At 65.7% G+C, this 18,035-nt stretch carries 18 protein-coding genes; 8 read left to right on the top strand and 10 right to left on the bottom strand.

The genetic code is table 11. The annotated features are described in order from the left end of the window. A partial coding sequence (locus LU493_RS09085; RefSeq protein ID WP_275287471.1) for a hypothetical protein occupies positions 1 to 186 on the bottom strand: 186 nt, incomplete at its 3' end. Next, positions 183 to 1,436 carry a 2-aminoadipate transaminase gene (locus LU493_RS09080; protein ID WP_275287470.1) on the bottom strand — a complete coding sequence of 418 codons (1,254 nt, stop codon included), beginning with the start codon at positions 1,434 to 1,436 and terminating at the stop codon, positions 183 to 185. The genes LU493_RS09085 and LU493_RS09080, both read right to left, overlap by 4 nt. A 202-nt stretch (positions 1,437 to 1,638) precedes the next feature. Here LU493_RS09080 and LU493_RS09075 point away from each other — a divergent pair, with 202 nt between their 5' ends. Further along, complete coding sequence (locus LU493_RS09075) at positions 1,639 to 2,553, top strand: LysR substrate-binding domain-containing protein (RefSeq protein ID WP_275287469.1); 915 nt, start codon at positions 1,639 to 1,641, stop codon at positions 2,551 to 2,553. An 11-nt stretch (positions 2,554 to 2,564) separates the two neighbouring features. On the opposite strand, the gene LU493_RS09070 is transcribed toward LU493_RS09075, so the two are convergent. Beyond that, positions 2,565 to 3,470 carry a LysR family transcriptional regulator gene (locus LU493_RS09070; protein ID WP_275287468.1) on the bottom strand — a complete coding sequence of 302 codons (906 nt, stop codon included), beginning with the start codon at positions 3,468 to 3,470 and terminating at the stop codon, positions 2,565 to 2,567. A gap of 155 nt (positions 3,471 to 3,625) precedes the next feature. On the opposite strand from LU493_RS09070, the gene amaB reads away from it, so the two are divergent. The 4 genes from amaB to amaA all read left to right on the top strand — a co-directional run bounded on the left by amaB (position 3,626) and on the right by amaA (position 8,279). Continuing rightward, positions 3,626 to 5,119, top strand: coding sequence for an L-piperidine-6-carboxylate dehydrogenase (gene amaB / locus LU493_RS09065; protein ID WP_275287467.1), 1,494 nt, complete (start codon positions 3,626 to 3,628; stop codon positions 5,117 to 5,119). A gap of 123 nt (positions 5,120 to 5,242) precedes the next feature. Beyond that, positions 5,243 to 6,694 carry a sodium-dependent transporter gene (locus LU493_RS09060; protein WP_275287466.1) on the top strand — a complete coding sequence of 484 codons (1,452 nt, stop codon included), beginning with the start codon at positions 5,243 to 5,245 and terminating at the stop codon, positions 6,692 to 6,694. Further along, the gene (locus tag LU493_RS09055) at positions 6,691 to 7,002 is read left to right on the top strand and encodes a hypothetical protein (protein ID WP_275287465.1); all 312 of its coding nucleotides are present in this window, start codon (positions 6,691 to 6,693) and stop codon (positions 7,000 to 7,002) included. Before LU493_RS09060 ends, LU493_RS09055 begins: the two co-directional genes overlap by 4 nt. After that, positions 6,999 to 8,279 (top strand): L-pipecolate oxidase, encoded by a 1,281-nt coding sequence (amaA, locus tag LU493_RS09050; protein WP_275287464.1) that lies wholly within the window; start codon positions 6,999 to 7,001, stop codon positions 8,277 to 8,279. Before LU493_RS09055 ends, amaA begins: the two co-directional genes overlap by 4 nt. A 36-nt stretch (positions 8,280 to 8,315) precedes the next feature. Here amaA and LU493_RS09045 read toward each other — a convergent pair whose 3' ends face one another. From LU493_RS09045 to LU493_RS09020, 6 genes are all read right to left on the bottom strand, one after another. Beyond that, a complete protein-coding gene (locus LU493_RS09045; RefSeq protein WP_428994552.1) occupies positions 8,316 to 9,044 on the bottom strand; it encodes an amino acid ABC transporter ATP-binding protein in 729 nt (242 codons plus the stop codon). A 76-nt stretch (positions 9,045 to 9,120) separates the two neighbouring features. Beyond that, positions 9,121 to 10,215, bottom strand: coding sequence for an amino acid ABC transporter permease (locus LU493_RS09040; protein WP_275287462.1), 1,095 nt, complete (start codon positions 10,213 to 10,215; stop codon positions 9,121 to 9,123). A gap of 1 nt (position 10,216) precedes the next feature. Further along, positions 10,217 to 11,395, bottom strand: a complete 1,179-nt coding sequence (locus tag LU493_RS09035) for an amino acid ABC transporter permease (RefSeq protein WP_275287460.1) — start codon at positions 11,393 to 11,395, stop codon at positions 10,217 to 10,219. A 187-nt stretch (positions 11,396 to 11,582) separates the two neighbouring features. Beyond that, positions 11,583 to 12,611, bottom strand: coding sequence for an amino acid ABC transporter substrate-binding protein (locus LU493_RS09030; RefSeq protein ID WP_275287459.1), 1,029 nt, complete (start codon positions 12,609 to 12,611; stop codon positions 11,583 to 11,585). A gap of 98 nt (positions 12,612 to 12,709) precedes the next feature. Further along, entirely contained in the window at positions 12,710 to 14,209 is a 1,500-nt protein-coding gene (locus LU493_RS09025; protein ID WP_275287458.1) for a sensor histidine kinase, read from the bottom strand. After that, positions 14,206 to 14,937 carry a response regulator transcription factor gene (locus LU493_RS09020; protein WP_275287457.1) on the bottom strand — a complete coding sequence of 244 codons (732 nt, stop codon included), beginning with the start codon at positions 14,935 to 14,937 and terminating at the stop codon, positions 14,206 to 14,208. Before LU493_RS09020 ends, LU493_RS09025 begins: the two co-directional genes overlap by 4 nt. Before the next feature lie 174 nt (positions 14,938 to 15,111). On the opposite strand from LU493_RS09020, the gene LU493_RS09015 reads away from it, so the two are divergent. From LU493_RS09015 to LU493_RS09005, 3 genes are all read left to right on the top strand, one after another. Then, a complete protein-coding gene (locus tag LU493_RS09015) occupies positions 15,112 to 15,381 on the top strand; it encodes a pentapeptide MXKDX repeat protein (RefSeq protein WP_275287456.1) in 270 nt (89 codons plus the stop codon). Between the two features lie 108 nt (positions 15,382 to 15,489). Further along, positions 15,490 to 16,332: a cytochrome b/b6 domain-containing protein gene (locus LU493_RS09010; RefSeq protein WP_275287455.1), complete on the top strand. Its 843-nt coding sequence runs from the start codon at positions 15,490 to 15,492 to the stop codon at positions 16,330 to 16,332. Then, complete coding sequence (locus LU493_RS09005) at positions 16,316 to 17,089, top strand: molybdopterin-binding protein (protein ID WP_275287454.1); 774 nt, start codon at positions 16,316 to 16,318, stop codon at positions 17,087 to 17,089. Before LU493_RS09010 ends, LU493_RS09005 begins: the two co-directional genes overlap by 17 nt. A gap of 59 nt (positions 17,090 to 17,148) precedes the next feature. Here LU493_RS09005 and LU493_RS09000 read toward each other — a convergent pair whose 3' ends face one another. After that, complete coding sequence (locus LU493_RS09000; protein WP_275287453.1) at positions 17,149 to 18,033, bottom strand: LysR family transcriptional regulator; 885 nt, start codon at positions 18,031 to 18,033, stop codon at positions 17,149 to 17,151. Between the last annotated feature and the right edge of the window lie 2 nt (positions 18,034 to 18,035).

Raw genomic sequence — 18,035 nt, 5'->3', positions numbered from 1 at the left:
ATCGCGGGGATAGAGCACTGCCTGGGGCAGGCGCTGATAGATCGAGTTGTCGGTGGCCAGTACCGTGCGGTTGGCGTCGTCCGCGGCGATCTCGCCGGCGAAGCCGGTCTCGCGCAGGGCCTCGAGGAAGGCCCGGTAGCGGTCGGCGGTGGCCGCCCCCTTCTCGCCCCCGAGCCTGGCGATCATGGCTGCAGCCGTCCCAGGGCTCTTTCGAGCCTCGCCAGCCCTTCTCCCAGCACCTCGGGCTCGGCGGTCAGCGGGGGCAGCAGGCGCAGCACATTGCGTCGCCGACCGCTGGGCATCAGCAGCACGCCTTCCTCGCGAGCGGCGGCGAGCAGGGCCGCCAGATGCTCGGCGCCGGTGGCCCCGGGCGTATCCTCGAAGACGATGCCGCGCATGGCGCCCACGCCGGTCATCTCGCCGAGCATCGGATAGCGGCCGGACGCGCGCCAGTCGCGATACGCCTCCACGACCCTCGCCTCCTGGCGCTCGCTCCAGTCGGCCAGGCGCTCCTCGCTCATCAGCTCCATCACCGTCCGGGCCGCGGCACAGGCAACGGCATTGCCCGAATAGGTGCCGCCCAGGCCACCTTTCGGCGGGGCATCCATGAGCTCCGCCTTGCCGGCCACCGCCGCCAGCGGCAGCCCGGCGGCCATGCTTTTGCCCATCAGCAGCAGGTCGGGCTCGACATCCAGGTGGGAAAAGGCGAAACGCTTGCCGGTGCGCCCGAAACCGGACTGAATCTCGTCGAAGATCAACACGATGCCGTGGGCCTCGCACAGCGCTCGCAGGCGCGTTGCGAAATCGGCACACAACAGGCGAAAACCGCCCTCGCCCTGGACGGGCTCGATGATGAGGCAGGCGACCTCGTCGGCGGGTATCTCGACCTCGAACAACCGCTCCAGGGCGGCCATGGCGGTGTCGGCATCGACGCCACCGTCGCGGCTCGGAAAGGGCAGATGATGCACCGGCCCGGGCAAGGCACCGAGACGATTCTTGTAGGGCTTGACCTTGCCGTTGAGGTTCAGCGCCGCCAGCGTGCGGCCATGGAAGCCGTCGTCGAAGGCGATCACGCCCTGGCGTCCGGTGGCGGCGCGAGCGATCTTGAGAGCGTTCTCGGTGGCCTCGGCACCGCTGTTGGTGAGCATGCAGGACAACGGATACGACACCGGCACGAAGGCATCCAGGGCCCGAGCCACTTCGAGATAGCCACGATGCGGCAAGGCATTGAAGGCAGAGTGCATCAGGGTGCCGACCTGCGCCTTGACCGCCTCGACCACGGCGGGATGGCCATGCCCCAGGTTGAGCACACCGATACCGCCGACGAAGTCGACATAATGCTTGCCCTGTTCGTCCCAGACCTCGGCGTTGCGGCCTCGTTCAATGCAGATGGGGTGCACGATGCCGAGCGAGTCACTGATGTGCGGGAGGTCCATGTCGTCGTCCTGTGGGAGCATATGACCATGATGAGAACAGAGCCGCGTTCCGGGCTTCAAACGAAAAAAAGCGCGCTATCCATTCCTTGTCGTCATGCATTATGCTGAAGCGTCGAAGACATCGACGATTATCCGGCCTCTCGCCTGGTTCATCGCCCTTCTACCATGACGAACGAGAATCCATGAATCGCGGAGCCCAGGCATGACGACACGCCACCTGCCCTCGACCATCACCATGCAGTGCTTCGAGGCAGCCGCGCGGCACATGAGCTTCACCCGTGCCGCCGACGAGCTGAGCATCACCCAGAGCGCGGTCAGCAAACAGGTGGCACAACTCGAAGCGTATCTGCAGCACAAGCTGTTCCGACGCGTGCGCCGCACCCTGGTACTCACGCCGGAGGGCTCGCTGTATCTCACCGAGGTGCGCAAGATTCTGGCCCAGATCGAGATGTCGGCGAATACCATCATGACCTACAGCGGCCAGGGCGAGGTGCTGCGGGTGGCCAGCCTGCCGACCTTCGGGGCCCGCTGGCTGGCCCGTCAGCTGCCGGACTTCCTGGACGCCAATCCGCATATCGACCTGAGCGTTCGCGACCATGTCGAGGCCTTCGACCTGGATCAGGAGGATATCGATGTGGCCATCTTCCACGGCCATGGCAGCTGGCCGAATCTGGAGTGCCACAAGCTGTTCGACGAGGAGGTGGTCGCGGTCGGCGCACCCGACTACCTGGCCCGTCAGCGACCGACGAGCGCCGCCGACCTGGCCGAGTGCCGCCTGCTGCATCTCTCTACCCGCCCCGATGCCTGGCACCGCTGGTTCGCCGATCAAGGCATCACCACCGACCGCAGTTATCACGGCACGCGCTTCGAGACCTTCCAGATGCTGATCCGCACGGCGATGAGCGGCGGCGGACTCGCCCTGGTGCCGCGCTTCTTCGTCGACGCCGAGCTGACCGAGAGCCGGCTGTCCCTGGCCTGGTCCCACGTCCTCAAGGGACCCGACGCCTACTACCTGGTGCACCCGGAGCACCTCGGCGAACTCTCCCGGGTGCGTCGCTTCGTCGCCCATGTGCTGGCGTGTGCCGAGGCGGATACGCCGGCCGGCACATCACGTTAGGGAAACACTGCTTAGGGAGTCCCGCCGGGGCCATCCCGATGCTCGAGTATCCAGTCGATGAAGCCACGCACCTTGGCGACCTCTCCCTTGTGTTCGGGGTAGGCCAGGTAATAGGCATCCCGGCTGGCCAGGCCGAACGACCAGGGAATCGTCAGCAGGCCGGCCTGTAGTTCCTCCTCGGCCAGGAAACGCGGCACCAGGGCCACGCCGCAACCGGCCCGGGCCGCACGCAGGGCCATGTAGAAGGTATCGAAACGCGGCCCGTGGTAGCTGTGTTCGGTATAGCAGTCTTGAGCCTCGAACCAGTCGTGCCAGGCCTCGGGGCGTGTCGCGCTCTGCAAGAGCACCAGCCGCGTCAGCGCCAGCGGCTCCTGGATGCCGCCATCAGGCAATGCAGCCGGCGCACAGACCGGCACCATCTCCTCGTCGAGCAACCGGATGCATTCGGCCCGGGGCCAGGCGCCGTGGCCGAAGAAGAAGGCGACATCGACGCGCTCCTCCTCCAGGTCGAAGGGCTCCGAGCGGTTGGCGATGTTCAGGTAGACCCGTGGATGCCGGAAGCGAAAGCCATTGAGCCGCGGAATCAGCCAGCGTGCTCCGAAGGTCGGCAGGGTGGTGACATTGAGCACTTCGCTCTGGCCGCCGTAGGACTGCATGTAGCGCGTGGACATTTCCACCTGCGCCAAAATCTTGCGCACCTCGGTGAGGTAAAGCGAACCCTCGGGGGTGACCTGGAGCCGCTTGCGTACCCGCCGGAACAACGGGTGCTCGAGCACCGACTCGAGCTGGGCCACCTGCTTGCTGACGGCACTCTGGGTCAGGTTCAGCTCGTCGGCGGCACGAGTGAAGCTCATGTGCCGCACCGAGGCCTCGAAACACTGCATGGCAGTCAGGGTGGGCAGGTGGCGACGGCTCATGCGTTTCTCCTCTTCATGTATCACTCCTTGTCATGCGCGGCTCCGACCAGAAAAAAAGGAATAACCTCCATATAAAACGTCGTTTGAAGGGCGTCAAGCACCGCGCCAATACTGGTTTCGTTTTCCGCACCCAGAAATGAACAGTAGGAGGAAGAATGATCGAATCCCTCATGCAGCGCCTCGGCGTCTCCGTAGACACTTACCGCCAGGGCGACTTCACGGTCACCTCACCCACCGATGGCAGTGAGCTCGGCCGAATCCGTCTCGAGGGCGCCGATGCCGTCGAGGCCCGCGTGGTACGCGCCCAGCACGCCTTCGAGCAGTGGCGCCAGGTGCCCGCTCCTCGTCGCGGCGAGCTGGTTCGGCTGTTCGGCGAGCAACTGCGCCGCCACAAGGAAGATCTCGGTGCACTGGTCACCCTGGAGTGCGGCAAGATCTACCAGGAAGGCCTCGGCGAAGTGCAAGAGATGATCGACATCTGCGACCTGGCCGTCGGTCAATCGCGCCAGCTCTACGGCCTGACCATCGCCTCCGAGCGCCCCGGTCACCACATGCGCGAAAGCTGGCATCCGCTGGGGCCGATCGGCCTGATCACCGCCTTCAACTTCCCGGTGGCGCCCTGGGCCTGGAATGCCGCTCTGGCTCTGGTTTGCGGCAACAGCCTGCTGTGGAAGCCCTCCGAGAAGACCCCGCTCACCGCCCTGGCCTGTCAGTCGCTGCTGGAGCGCGCCATGGCCGAATTCGGCGACGAGGCGCCCAAAGGCCTCAGCCAGGTGATGACGGGAGACCGCGAGGCCGGCGAGCGCCTGGCCGACGATCCGCGCGTGCCGCTGATCAGCGCCACCGGCAGCACCCGCATGGGTCGCGAGGTCGCGCCTCGGGTCGCCGCTCGTTTCGGCCGCAGCATTCTCGAGCTGGGCGGCAACAACGGCATGATCCTGGCGCCCAGCGCCGATCTCGACATGGCGGTTCGCGCCATCCTGTTCTCCGCCGTGGGCACGGCCGGGCAGCGCTGCACGACCCTGCGCCGCCTGATCGTCCATGAATCGATCCGCGACGAAGTCGTCGAGCGCGTGAAGAAGGCCTATGCCGGCGTGACCATCGGCGACCCCATGGAAGGCAGCCTGGTCGGCCCGCTCATCGATGCCCAGGCCTTCGACCAGATGCAGTCCGTGCTCGACCAGGCGCGCCAGCAGGGCGCCAGCGTCGTCGGCGGCGAACGCCGGCTCGCCGAGCAGTATCCCGACGCCTACTACGTGACCCCGGCCATCGTCGAGGTCGATCAGCAGGACGATCTGGTCAAGAACGAGACCTTCGCCCCGATCCTCTATGTGATGAGCTACCGCGACTTCGACGAGGCCATGGCCCTGCACAACGACGTTCCCCAGGGGCTGTCCTCGTGCATCTTCACCAGCGACGTGCGCGAATCCGAAGCCTTCATCTCGGATGTCGGCAGCGACTGCGGCATCGCCAACGTCAACATCGGGCCGAGCGGCGCGGAGATCGGCGGTGCCTTCGGCGGCGAGAAGGAGACCGGCGGCGGCCGCGAGTCCGGCTCCGACGTCTGGAAGAGCTACATGCGTCGCCAGACCAACACCGTCAACTACTCCCGCGAGCTGCCACTGGCTCAGGGCATCAAGTTCGACTGATCACGCGCGTCGCCGTCCCGGTCGCGGGGTGGCGCCTCGTTGCGCGGGCGTGCCCGGCCTCCCGAAGAATGCGGCCGGTTTCCGGCACGCCCGACCACCCAGGACGTGTCATGGAGTCCACAGATGACAACAACAATTTCTCGAGAACAATGGGGTAGCCGCTTCGGCTACCTGATGGCCGTCGTCGGCGCCATGGTCGGGGCCGGCAATATCTGGCGCATGCCCTACGTGACGGGAGAGAACGGCGGGGGCGCCTTCCTGATCGCCTACTTCCTGCTGCTCTACCTGATCGCGGTGCCCGGCCTGATGGGCGAGACCAGCCTCGGGCGCTATACCCGGCAGGGATTGATCGGCACCTTCCGCAAGCTCTACGGCAATAACCGCCTCGTCGGCCTGGGGCTGGTGATCCTGATCTTCAACATCGTGCTGATGTCCTACTACTCGTCGATCGTCGGCTGGTCGATCTACTACGCCTTTCATGCCGTGATCGGCACCTTCACTCAGTCCGACTTCGACACCGCCGCCCTGTGGCAGGCCTTCAGCGGCAACACGGTCCTGAACGTCGGCATGCACAGCGTCGCCATGCTGCTGGTCACCGGCATTCTGCTGCTTGGCATCAAGGGCGGTATCGAGCGCCTGGCCAAGTGGATGATGCCGATCCTGACCATCGCCCTGATCGCCATCGCCATCCGGGGCGTGACGCTGCCGGGCGCCATGGCCGGCCTGGAGTTCAGCTTCTCGCCCAACTGGGCCTACCTGGCACGGGGGGAAACCTGGCTGGCGGCCCTCGGCCAGGCGTTATTTTCCACCGGACTCGGCTGGGGCATCGCCCTGACCTATGGCAGCTACCTCGGCCGCAACGACGATATTCCCCTCGGCGGCGGCATCTTCACGGCGATCGGCAACACCAGTTTCGGCCTGCTCGCCATCTTTGCCGTCTTTCCCATCGTCTTCGCCTTCGGCATCTCGCCCAGCTCCGGCGCCGAACTGGCCTTCGTGGCCCTGGCCAATGCCTTCGGCAGCATGACGGGCGGTTACCTCTGGGCCCTGCTGTTCTTCATGGGTTTCTTCTTCGCCAACCTGACCACCGCCATCGCCATCACCGAGGTCGGCGTCACCACCTACCGGGAGGAGCGCAACACCAGCCGCACCAAGGCCGTGCTGACCATCTGCGGCATCATCTGGCTGCTGGGCATCCCGAGCGCCATGAACGCCAATATCCTCGGCTACCTGGACTTCGTGGTCGGCAACTGGGGGCTGCCGCTGGCGACCTTCATCATCATGATCGCCATCGGCTGGAAGTTCGATGCCCACCGGCTGCGCGTGCTGAGCCTCAACCGAGGCGCCGACCTTTACGTGCCGCGCATCTGGGAACTCGTCGTGCGCTACCAGATTCCCGCCATCATGCTCGGCATCATGGCCTACTTCCTCTACACCAACCTCGGTCAGACGCCCTGGAAGACAGTCAGCGGCCTGGTCCTGCTGACCCTGATGATCCCGCTGTGCATGTGGATCATGAACCGTCGCCATGACACACCCCAGGTCGCCACGTCCACAGGAGGTCAGTCATCATGAGCCTGTCCGCCATCATCGTCATGCTCGCGTCCATCATTGCCCTGTGGGGCGTGGCCGGCTATGCCCTGATCGTCTCGATGCGCCACGAGGAACGAAAACTGTCCCTGCTTCACTCTCAGGGCGATTTCGAACCCTACTCGCCACGCGCCTTCCGGGATCTCGAGCACTGGCTGACGCTGCATCCCGACAGTGAACACGCCCCGGAGATCCGGGAATGGCAAGGCGTGCAGCGCCAGTCCCTGCAGCGCAACCCGCAACGCTTCTACGACTGGTCGAACGTCGACGACGCTACCCGGGAGGCAGCATGAAATCGGCTTGTATCTGGATGTCCACTTCCCCCGAACGGCAACGAGAATACCCACGCCTGGAAGGCGAGGCCAGGGCCGACGTCTCGGTCATCGGGGGCGGCATCACCGGGCTCAGTACCGCCCTGCATCTCGCCGAGACCGGCGTCTCGGTGGTGCTGCTGGAGGCGGGCGACATCCCCAGCGGCGGCTCCGGGCGCAGTGTCGGCCTGGTCAACGCGGGGATGTGGATCCCGCCGGACGATATCCTCGAGGCCCTGGGCCCGGAAAACGGCGAGCGTGCCAACGAGGTGCTCGGCCGTGCCCCCGCCGAAGTCTTCGCGCTCATCGACCGGCACGGTATCGACTGCCAGGACACCCGGACCGGCACCCTGCACCTCGCGCACAACGGCAAGGGCGCCGAGGAACTGGCCCGCCGCTTCGAACAGTTCTCGCGGCGCGGCGCACCGGTCGAGCTGCTCGAGGGAGAAGAGTGCCGGCGACGCGTCGGCACGCCCCGCCTCCATCGTGCCCTGCTCGACCGACGGGCCGGCACCCTCAATCCGACGGCCTATACTCGAGGGCTTGCCCGAGCGGCCCATGCGGCGGGCGCCAGCCTGCATACCCACAGCGCCGCCGAGGGCATCCAGCGCGACGGTGACGCCTGGCGGGTCGACACGCCGCTGGGCAGCATCCGGGCACCGCGCCTGGTGATCGCCACCAATGCCTACACCGAAGGGCACTGGAATCAGGTGCGCGACCACTTCTTCCGCGGGCACTTCTACCAGGTCGCGTCTCCTCCGCTGCCCGACGACGTCGCCGGCGATATCCTGGCCGAAGGCCAGGGGGCCTGGGATACCCGGACAGTGCTGAGCAGCATGCGTCGCGACGCCGAGGGTCGGTTGATCCTCGGCAGCCTGGGCTGCGGCGACAGCAAGCCGGCATCGTTCCTGCGCTGCTGGGCCGATCGGGTGCAGCGCCATTACTTCCCGCAACTGGGGCAGGTGGACTGGGAATGCACCTGGACGGGCCAGGTAGGGTTCACGCCGGACCACACCCTGCGCCTGTTCGAGCCGGCGCCGGGCATCCTGGCCGCGGCCGGCTACAACGGTCGCGGCATCACCACCGGCACGGTGGTCGGCCAGGGCTTCGCCCGCTACCTCACCAGCGGCGATGACGGCCTGCTGCCGCTACCCATCCGCCGCGCCCGCCCACTACGCGCCAAGCCGCTCTGGAGCACCGCCTACGAAAGCGGCTTCACCCTCTACCACGCCGGGCAGTGCCTGCGCATCGTCGCTTGAAGCGCGAACGCCACACTGCGGTGTGGCGTCTTTCTTTCAATGCCCGAGGATCTGACTCAAGAACAACTTCGTCCGCTCGGATTCCGGATTGTTGAAGAAGGTCTCGGGCGGCGCCTGCTCGATGATCTGGCCCTGATCCATGAAGATCACCCGGTCCGCCACCGTCTTGGCGAAGCCCATCTCGTGGGTCACGCAGAGCATGGTCATGCCGTCGCGGGCCAGCTCGACCATGACGTCGAGCACCTCCTTGATCATCTCCGGGTCGAGCGCCGAGGTCGGCTCGTCGAACAGCATCACCTCGGGACGCATGCACAACGCCCGGGCGATGGCCACGCGCTGCTGCTGCCCGCCGGACAGCTGCCCCGGATACTTGCGGGCCTGATCGGCGATTTGCACCCGCTCGAGGAACTCCATGGCGGTCTTCTCGGCCTCGGCGCGGGGCTTCTTCTGCACCCAGGTCTGGGAAATGCAGCAGTTGTCGAGCACCGAGAGGTGCGGAAAGAGGTTGAAGTGCTGGAACACCATGCCGACGTTGCGGCGAATCTGCTCGATCCGCTTGACGTCCTGGGTCATGGTCACGCCATCGACCGTGATGCGTCCCTGCTGGTGCTCCTCCAGGTGATTGAAACAGCGGATCAATGTCGACTTTCCCGACCCCGATGGGCCGCAGACGACGATGCGCTCGCCCCGCGCCACCGTCAGGTCGATATCGCGCAGCACGTGAAAGTCGCCGTACCACTTGTTGAGCCCCTCGACCTCGATCATCGGAGAGTCCGAGGAGGACACACTTGCCGAATTGCTTGCCGTCATGACGGTATTTCCTTGTTGTCAGGGGGCTGAATCAGTGACCTGTATGCAGGCGCCGCTCTATGTATTGGCTATACCGCGACATGCTGAAACAGAAGACCCAGAACATCAGCGCGGCGAATACATAGCCTTCGGTAGCGAACCCCAGCCAGTTGCTGTCGGTGAGCCCCGCCCGGATGATCGCCAGCAGGTCGAAAAGGCCGATGATCAGCACCAGTGAGGTGTCCTTGAACAGCGCGATGAAGGTGTTGACGATCCCCGGTATCACCAGCTTCAGCGCTTGCGGCAGCACGATCAGCCCCATGCGACGCCAGTAGCCCAGGCCGAGCGCCTTGGCGGCCTCCTCCTGACCCGAGGGAATCGCCTGCAGGCCGCCGCGCACCACCTCGGCCATGTAGGCACTCCAGAAGAACATGATGCCGATCAGCGCGCGCAGCAGCTTGTTGAACTCCACCTCGGTGGGCACGAACAGCGGCAGCATCACCGAGGCCATGAACAGCACCGTGATCAGCGGCACGCCACGCCAGAACTCGATGAACACCACGCACAGACTGCGCACCAGCGGCATCTGCGAACGCCGGCCCAGGGCCAGCACCACACCGATCGGCAACGAGCCGACGATGCCCACGGTGGCCACGGTCAGGGTCAGCATCAGCCCGCCCCATTCGCGGGTCGGCACCGCCACCAGGCCGAAATGTCCGCCCAGCAGCAGGAAATAGGCCAGGATCGGGAAGCCGACCAGGGAGAAGAGACCGACCCAGCGCTTGGCCGGCAGGCGTGGAATCGCCAGCCAGGCGATCAGCAGTACCATCATCGCCAGGACGAGATCCACCCGCCATCGTTCGGCATCCGGATAGAAGCCATAGATGATGGTCTCGAAGCGGGCGCTGATGAACACCCAGCAGGCACCCTCGCCCGTGCAGGCCTCGCGGGTCGACCCCAGCCAGTCGGCATCGATCAATGCCCACTTGGCCAGGGGCCACAGCGCCATGGCCAGCAGCACGATGGCCACCAGGCTGAGCACGCTGTTGAGCGGGCTGTTGAAGAGGTTGGCGCGCAGCCAGCCGACCGCGCCACGGCGCATGTCCGGCGGACGACGCGCCTCGATCATCTCGGTTCGTGTCGCCATCTCATCGCTCCTTGAGCAGGGTGCGCGCGTTGTAGAGGTTCATCAGCGCCGATACCACCAGGCTGATCACCAGATAGACCGCCATGGTGATGGCCACGATCTCGATGGCCTGGCCGGTCTGGTTGAGCGCCGTGCCGGCGAATACCGCTACCAGGTCCGGATAACCGATGGCGGTGGCCAGCGACGAGTTCTTGGTCAGGTTCAGGTATTGGCTGGTGAGCTGCGGCACGATCACGCGCATCGCCTGGGGGATGACGATCTTGCGCAGGGTCACGTCGCCGGGCAGGCTGATCGCCTTCGCCGCCTCGGTCTGCCCCTTGGGCACCGACTGGATGCCCGAACGCACGATCTCGGCGATGAAGGACGCCGTGTAGATGGAGAGCGCCAGCCACAGGGCCACCAGCTCGGGAATGACCGTCACCCCGCCCTTGAAATTGAAGCCGGCCATCTCGGGCATTTCCCAGGCCAGCGGCTGGCCGGTCGCCAGAAAGACCATCAGCGGCAGGCCGATCAGGATCAGCGCTCCCAGGCGGAAGACCGGCAACGCCTTGCCGGTGCGGGTCTGCCGACGCCGCGCGAAGACGCTCAGCACGACCACCACGATGACGGCCAGCAGCAGCGCCCAGAGGGTCGCCGAGAATCCCGGCAGCGGCTCGGGCGCGGGCACGACCAGGCCCCGCACGTTGAGGAAGACGGCCTCGAACAGCGACAGGCTCTGGCGCGGGCTCGGCAGGGCCTGCAGGACCGCGAAGTACCAGAACAGGATCTGCACCAGCAGCGGGATGTTGCGGAAGATCTCGACATAGGCGGCGGCGAGCTTGGCCATCAGCCAGTTGCTCGAGAGCCGGGCGATGCCCACCGTAAAGCCGATGATGGTCGCCGCCACGATCCCCATGCCCGACACCAGCAGGGTGTTGAGCAGGCCCACCACGAAGGTGCGCGCATAGGTACTGTCGCCGCTATAGTCAATCAGGGTCTGCGGAATGGAAAACCCGGCGCGCTCCTGGAGGAAACCGAACCCCGTGGTGATGCCACGCGCCTCCAGGTTGGCCAGGGTGTTGGTCACGATCATGGCGATGAAGCCCAGCAGGGCCAGCAGCAGGATCGCCTGAATCACCAACGCACGAACGGCGGGGTCACGCCATAGCGGCCCCCGTTCGGTAGAAGAAGAACGCTGCATGTCGAGCCTCGAACGGGATATCACGACCCGCCGCCCCGGAGAGCGACGGAAGCAGGAATCGGCCGGCCTGACACGGTTTGACCGTCACGGCGGCCCCGACAGCAGGCCGGGGCCGCCGAATAGCCGCCTGGCATGGCGGCTATTGCACGGTCACTGCGTCGAGCAGGACCAGCTTCGGGAAACGTGCTTAACGCACGGGAGGCGCGTAGAGAATCCCGCCTTCGTTCCACAGCGCGTTCATGCCGCGGCTGATGCCCAGCGGCGAGTTTTCGCCCACGGTATCGGCGAAGACCTCACCATAGTTGCCCACCTGGGCAATGATGTTGTAGGCCCAGTCGTTGTCGAGGCCGAGCTGTTCACCGTAGGTGCCGTCGACACCGAGCAGACGTGCCACGCCGGGATTGGGCGGATCCTGCTTCATCTCGTCGACGTTGTCGCTGTTGATGCCCATTTCCTCGGCGTTGACCATGGCGAAGATCGTCCACTGGACGATGTCGAGCCATTGGTCATCGCCCTGGCGCACCACCGGCCCGAGCGGCTCCTTGGAGATCAGTTCGGTGAGAATCTCGACGCTGTCCGGCTCCGGCAACTGCAGGCGCAGGGCGCTGAGCTGAGAGGTGTCGGACGTCAGGACGTCACAGCGACCGCTGGCGAAGCCCTGAGCCGTCTGGTCCGGGGTGTCGAAGGTCACGGTGTTGATATCGATGTCGCGGGAGGGGAAGTAGTCCGCGAGGTTGAGTTCGTGGGTGGTGCCGGACTGGATGCAGATCGAGGCGCCATTCAGGTCCTCGAGGCTCTCGATGCCCAGCTCCTTGTCGACCATGAAGCCTTGACCATCGTAGAAGGTGGTGGCGGTGAAGTGCAGCCCCAGGGAATTGTCCCGGGTCGCCGTCCAGGTGGTGTTGCGCGAGAGCACATCGATCTCGCCGGATTGCAGCGCAGTGAAACGCTCCTTGGCGGTCAGCGGGGTGAAAGCCACCTTTTCGGGGTCACCGAAGATGGCCGAGGACACGGCGCGGCAGGTCTCCACGTCCAGGCCTTGCCAGGTGCCGTCCTCGTCCGATGACGAGAAGCCGGCCAGCCCGACATTGACACCGCAATGCAGTTCGCCGCGTTCCTTGACCTCGTCCAGGGTTGCCGCCGAGGCGGAAGCGGCCGTTCCAAGCGACAGGGTGGCGAGGGATAGTGCCACCAGCGTCTTGTTGTTATTGCGCATGACCAGAAACTCCGTTGTTGTCTTTTAAGATGCCTGCATGGTCGCAATGCAGCATCTGCGAATCTAGCAACCTTGCCGTCATCGCGGCAATGCCACCATTAAACGTTTGTCACAATGCCGCAGGAGCGCGGTAGTGTCAGGGTCACGGTGGTGCCCTTGCCTTCCCGGCTGTCGACGTCCAGCGTCGTGCCATGCCGTTCGCAGATCTCGCGCACGATGGACAGCCCCAGCCCGCTCCCTTCTCCCTTCGCCCGACTCGAGGCGGTGCGATAGAAACGTTGCGTCACCAGCGGCAGGTCGGCGGCGGCGATGCCTTCGCCATCATCGACCACTCTGATGCGCACGCCCTGCTCGGTCGACTCGCCTTCCAGCCATGCCCGTCCCTCGGGCGACGCGGCGATCAGGGCATTGTCGATCAGGTTGGAGAGCGCACGGTCGATGAGTCCCAGATCGGCATCGACCCAGGGCAATGCCGGGTCGACGTCGACGCTCAGGGTCACGCCAAGACGCTCGGCCTGGGGCTGAAACTTGCCGGCGATGTCGTGGACCAGCTCGGCGAGCGCGAAGGGCTCGCGCCGCAACGGTTGGTCATAGGCATCGAGCCTGGCCAGGGTCGAGAGTTGCCGGGCCAGCCGCGTCAGCCGCTCGGCGTTGTCGAAGATCGCCGTCAGGGCCACGCGACGTTCCTCGTCCGACAACGGTTCGCGCCGCTGCAGCTGTTCGACGTAGCCACGCAGCGAGGTCAGGGGCGTACGGAAATCGTGCGACAGATTGGCGACCAGTTCGCGACGCTGACGGTCGGTTTCGTGTAGCGCCACCAGTTGCGCCTCGATGGTCCCGGCCATGTCGTTGAAGGCGCGACCCAACTGGCCGATCTCGTCGCTGCGGGGCTCGGCGACGCGGGCCTGGTATTCACCCTCGGCGAAACGCTGCACCACCGAGGTCAGCCGCGAGAAGCGACGGGTCAGCAGACCGAACCACAGCAGGCCGAGCAGGCCGGAGAGCGCCAGTGCCAGCAGGCCGGCGGCCACCAGGGTCCGGGTGATCGAGCTGGTACGCAGCATCGCGGTCATGGAAGTGTGGCTGGCGTTGTTCAGATCGGCATACAGATAGCCGGGGGCGTCGTTCGGGCCGTACGCGATCCGAGCCACCGAAAACACCCCGGGTTGTCCACTGCAGGGCGAGTCGGCCAGCACCGGCAGCATCGGATCATCATCGAGCAGCGCCTCGAGGGATGCCGGCGCCACCCGACTGCCCAGTCCACAGGCCGGCTCGGCGTAATCGGCGATGACACGCCCGTCCGCATCGAGCACATAGAGCGACAGGGAAGGGTTGATCGACGCGATGTGCCGCGCCGTTTCCCGTGCGGCCTCGCTGTCGGCGCCGCCGCGCAGGGCAGGCGCCATCACCCCGGCCAGATTGTCGGCCAGACCTGCCTCCTGACGCTGCTGGAGCTCACGCCCCAGTTGATCGAACTGGCTGATGGCAAACCAGGCAACGGCCGCCGAAAGCAGCAACAGCCCCGTCAGATAGACCAGTGCGATACGCGCATAGAGGCTGCGCCCCAGGGACACCAGCCGATGCCATAGCGACGTCACGATGGTTCGCTCTCCTCGTCGGCGAATCGATAGCCGATGCCCCACACGGTCTGGATGAACCAGGGACGGGCCGGATCGGCCTCGATCTTGTTGCGCAGGCGGTTGATATGAGTATTCACGGTGTGGTCGTAGCCATCGAATTCCTCGCCCCAGACCCGGTCGAGCAACTCGCCCCGGGTAAAACTGTGCCCCGGGTGGCGCGCGAACAGGGCCAGCAGGGCGAATTCCTTGGCGGTCAGTTGCACGGCACGTCCCGCCAGGGTGACACGATGGCGAGCCGCATCGATGACCAGCTCGCCATGGACCACGGGCGGCGTCTCGACGATGCCGTCGTCGCCCGGCGCCGGACGTCGGTGTCGCCTCAGCAGGGCCTGGACCCGAGCCAGCAGGATCGGCATGTGGAACGGCTTGGTGACATAGTCGTCGGCGCCGATCTCGAGCCCCAGCACCACATCGCGAATTGCCGCCTTTGCCGTCACCATCAGCACTGGTGTGTGGCTGTCTCGACGACGCAGCCGCCGACACACCTCCAGGCCATCGAGGCCGGGCAACATCAGGTCCAGCATCACCAGATCATACCCCGCCGCCGACGCGCCGCCTTCCAGCGCGGCCAGGGCCGACTCGCCATCGACCACGCGGTCGCAATGATGCCCCTCATCGGCCAGGCGCTCGACCAGCATCCGCCCGATCTCGGGGTTGTCCTCGACACACAGGATTCGATAGGTCATGGCGCCATCCTCTATCAGCCTTGCCCCACTGTAGGGCTGGGCTGCGCCCCCTGCATCACAAAACCTTCTCGGCGACGTGATGATTTCGTGATGAATGGCGACGCGACGGCCACTAGCGTGATCCATGCAGTCCCGGCATTTCGCCGGTGACTCTTCCGAGACCGGAGGTGCACGATGTTGACCACGACGCCGAACAAGACCCTTCTGCTCGCTGCCCTGATCGGCTGCGCCCTGCTGTTGCCCACCGCCGCCCTGGCGGACCATCACGAAGAGGACGCCATGTCCAGTGGCGACAGCATGGAGCAATCCGGCGATGCCATGTCCGGTGACGCCATGGAGGGAGATGCGATGGAAGGAGATGCGATGGCGGAAGATGCCATGCACGGAGACGACGCGATGAAGGAGGATGGCGACGCCATGATGGAAGAAGACGGCGAGATGTGACGCTCGCTTTCCTGCCGGCCGCAGGGCTATCGCGCTCGCACCTGAGCGCTATCCACGATAGCTCCGTGGCCGGCCGACTCCGTTTTCCCCTCTATCCAGGAAGGCGCCATGTCTACGACATCCGAGGCCCCGACCGTCATCAAGCGGCATGCCCTCTTCACCCGTCTCTGGCACTGGGTGAACGTCGTCTGCCTGATCGTGCTGTTGATGAGCGGCCTGCAGATCTTCAATGCGCATCCCTCCCTGTACTGGGGCATGGATTCCCACTTCGATACGCCGGCCCTGTCGATCGGCGCCATACGCGCCGACAACGGCGAGTTGCGGGGCATTACCCGCCTCGGCGGCTATCGTTTCGACACCACCGGCGTGCTGGGCGTCTCGGGTTCCGACACTGATCGCGAGGTCCGCGCCTTCCCCGCCTGGTCGACCCTGCCCGGGCCTCGCTGGCTCGCCATGGGCCGCCAGTGGCATTTCCTGGCCGCCTGGATCTTCGCCCCCATGCTGATCGGCTATCTGGCCTACCTGGTGATCGGCGGACAGCTTCGGCGCCGCCTGCTGCCACGCGCCCAGGAGTGGCGACATCTCGGCAAGACCCTCATCGACCATGCACGATTACGCTTCCCGCGTGGCGAAGAGGCCCGTCACTACAACCTGCTGCAGAAACTGACCTATCTGCTGATCCTGTTCCTCATCACCCCGATGGTGATACTCACCGGCCTGACCATGTCACCGACCATGGACGCCGCCTGGCCCTGGCTGCTGGACCTGTTCGGCGGCCGGCAGACGGCACGCACCCTGCACTTCCTCTGCGCCTCGGCGCTGCTGGCCTTCTTCATCATCCATGTGCTGCTGGTGCTGGTGTCCGGTTTCATCAATAACATGCGTTCGATGATCACCGGCCGCTACGTCCCGCCACCCGAAAAGGAGCCTCACGATGACGCGCCCCGATGACCCGAGCCGCCGCCGCTTCCTCGGTCGCTCCCTGCTGGCGGGAAGCGCTCTGCTGCTCGGCGGCTGTGAGCGCGTCACGCGCAGTGACGCCATGCAGACCCTGTTCGATGCCAGCGGCGCCCTGACGCAGAAGGCGCATCGGCTGCTGGCCTCGCAGGAATCGATGGCCCGGGAATACCCCCCGGAGGATATCGCGCCCGAGTTCCGCGCCAACGGCACCACCGATCCGACCTCGGCCGACTACCGGCGACTGGCGGCGAACGCCTTCAACGACTGGCAGTTGCGCGTCGACGGCCTGGTCGAGCACGCCGGCCGCTTCTCCCTCGCGGCCCTGCGAGACATGCCGGCGCGCACCCAGATCACTCGTCACGACTGCGTCGAAGGCTGGAGCTGCATCGGCCAGTGGACCGGCGTACCGCTAGGCGACCTGCTCGACCGGGTCGGCGTGCGTGACACCGCCCGCTTCGTGGTCTTCCACTGTGCCGACCACCGCTACGGCGGCGGCGACCCCTACTACGAGAGCCTGGACCTCCGCGAGGCCTATCACCCCCAGACGCTACTGGCCTACGACCTCAACGGCGCGACCCTGCCCATCGCCAACGGTGCGCCGCTGCGGCTGCGCGCCGAGCGGCAACTGGGCTACAAGATGGCCAAGTACGTGATGCGGCTCGAACTGGTGGAAAGCTTCGACCACATCGGTCGCGGTCGGGGCGGTTTCTGGGAGGATCGGGGGTATAATTGGTGGGCAGGCATCTAAGAGGGTGTTTACAAACTACTGCGCTCGTCCATGCGGCGTTGAAATCAGCCTCAAAATGCTCACTGGTCACCCAATTCGCGCTGCAGCCACTGGACCAGTTGATCGATCTCCCTTCCCGGCTCGCCCGGCGGCAGCCACAGGCCGAGCCGGGCCGGTGTGTCGATGAACCCCCAGGGCGCGACGAGGCGCCCTGTCCGTAAATCTTCCTCCACGAGGTAGGCCGGCGCGATGGCAACGCCCAGGCCCACCAGGGCCGCTTCCAGCATGTAGTTGAGATGCTCGAAGGATTGATCCTTGCGTCCTCGTGTCGCGTCCAGCCCCTGCGCCGTGAACCAGCGCGGCCATGCCTGGTCTCGAGACTCGGTATGCAGCAGCGGCAACGTCAGCAGTTCGCCGGGGTCGGGGGGCGCTTGCGTCTCGAGCAGGCCGGGCACCATCACCGGCCCGATGCGCTCGGGTGCCAGTTCGATCACCCGGGCGTCGGCCGGCCAGGGCGGCTCGGCGAAACACATCACGGCATCGACCTCGGGACCCAGTGGCCACTTCTCCCCCTCATCGGCCGTCAGGTGCAGGTTCAGGTCGGGATACCGCGCCTGCAGCCGAGGCAGACGCGGAATGAACCAGCGCGCCAGGAAACTGCCCGAACAGCCCAGCACGATGGGCGCTCCCGCCGCACGCCGTCTCACGTGACCGCAGGCCTGGGTCAACTGCTCGAATGCCTGTGAGGTCGATGCACGAAGGTATTCTGCCTCCGCCGTCATCACCAATCCCCGTCCTTCACGCCGGAACAGCCTCACCCCGAGTTGCCCCTCGAGCTGGCGAATCTGCCGACTTACCGCTCCATGCGTGACATTCAGCGCCTCTGCTGCGCGCGTCACACTGAGCGTTCGAGCGACCTCATTGAAGGCCCTGAGGGCATTCAGCGACGGTAGTGACCGGTTCAAGA

The organism is Halomonas elongata (assembly GCF_029081005.1).
In the GTDB taxonomy this organism is placed as follows: Bacteria; Pseudomonadota; Gammaproteobacteria; order Pseudomonadales; family Halomonadaceae; genus Halomonas; species Halomonas elongata_B.
Note: the sequence above shows the minus strand (reverse complement) of the source record. Positions and strands in the feature narration are given on the sequence as shown.